The sequence below is a fragment of the Zavarzinella formosa DSM 19928 genome, from assembly GCF_000255705.1.
Lineage (GTDB): Bacteria > Planctomycetota > Planctomycetia > Gemmatales > Gemmataceae > Zavarzinella > Zavarzinella formosa.
In genome coordinates this window covers 1-1,431 of record NZ_AIAB01000536.1, presented here as the reverse complement: position 1 = coordinate 1,431, position 1,431 = coordinate 1, and the positions used below count along the sequence as shown (strand labels likewise).

At 70.0% G+C, this 1,431-nt stretch carries 1 pseudogene; it reads right to left on the bottom strand.

The window, feature by feature from the left end:
• Positions 1–1,431, bottom strand: a pseudogene (locus tag BGIM_RS47885) (Ig-like domain-containing protein); the annotation flags it as partial.

The following is a 1,431-nucleotide window of genomic DNA, read 5'->3' as shown; positions in this document are numbered from 1 at the left end:
GGGAGATGTCCAGAACCGGCCTAGCCTGAACGTGGACCGCCGCCGTGTTGCCGACGGCGCTGAACGCCGAGCCCGCCACGGCCGTCAGGACCGCCCGCTCGCCGGACTTCCCGGCCGACTGGTCCCACACATGGTAGCCCAGCGTCGCCACCCCGAAGAACCCGGCGTCCGGCAGGAACCGCACCTTCGTCGTCGGCGACAGCAGCAGGGCGCTCGTGTCCGACACCCCGGCAATGTCAACCCACTTGCCCGCCGACATCCACTGCCATTTTCCATTGGTGTCGTCCGCGGAACTCACCGCCAGCCCCAGGACGTTCTTCTTGTCCGGGTCGGTCGCCAGCAGGCCCAGCAGCGTCTTGACCATGTCCCCGGCCGGGCTGGCCGTGTCCTTCAGGATCGGGGTGAACAACGGGTTGCCCTGCAGGTCCACCGTCGGCGAGGTCTTGCCGACCGCCGCCGTGGCCCTCTCCGTTGCCGTGCTGTAGGCCGTCCCGAGCGTCGTGTCCCCGAACTGCGGGCTGTTCCGGTCGGTCGTGCCCGCGCCGGTCGTCGTGTCCCAGGCCTTGTAGGAGAGGGCCGGGCTGAAGCCCGTGAACGTCTTGAACGGCACGAACCGCACCCGGTTGCCCGGCAGGTCCGCCAGAAGCAGCGCCGTCGTGTTGCCGACGGTGGCCGGAACCGGGTTCCAGTTGCCGCCGCCATCGACGGAGAACTCCCAGCGGCCGGTGGTCGCGGAGGAGGGGGCTCCGGTGATGGCGACTCCCTTCACGGCCCCGGCGTCCACGTCGGTGACGTGGGCGGTGAGGACGCTGACCGGCGAGCCAAGCGGGCTGGTCGTCCCGGTCGCGATGATGTCCACGACCACGCCGGGGGCGGTGTCGATGACCGGCCGGTCGTTCACGGCCGTCACCGTGACCGTGAACGTCTTGACGATGGTGTTGACCCCGCCTCCGGTCGTGCCGCCGTCGTCGGTCACGGTCACGGTGATGACCGCCGTGCCGTTGGCGTCGGGGACCGGCGTGTATTTCAGGTCGCGGCTTGAGCCCGTCCCGGTGATCGTGACCGAGGCGATCAGGCCGGGGTTGCCGGAGACGGCCGTGACGGTGATCCCCTGGCCCGACTCGTTCGCCGGCAGGCCGGGGCTGATCCCCGTGATCGTGACCGTCTGCTCCCCGGCGTCCTCAAGAATGGCCGCCGGATCCGTGATGTCGTCCAGCGTCGGGGCGTCGTTGACCGGCGTGACGGTCACGTCAAACGAATCGGTGACAAACAGCCCCGCCTCGTCCGTGGCCCGCACGACCAGCGTCGCCACGCCGTTCTGGTTCGCCAGCGGCGTGATGGTCAGCACCGACCCGGCCCGCGTGACCGACACCACTCCCGGCGCCGAGTTCGAGTCGACCGAGAACACGAGATTGGCCGTCGCCGTCTCCG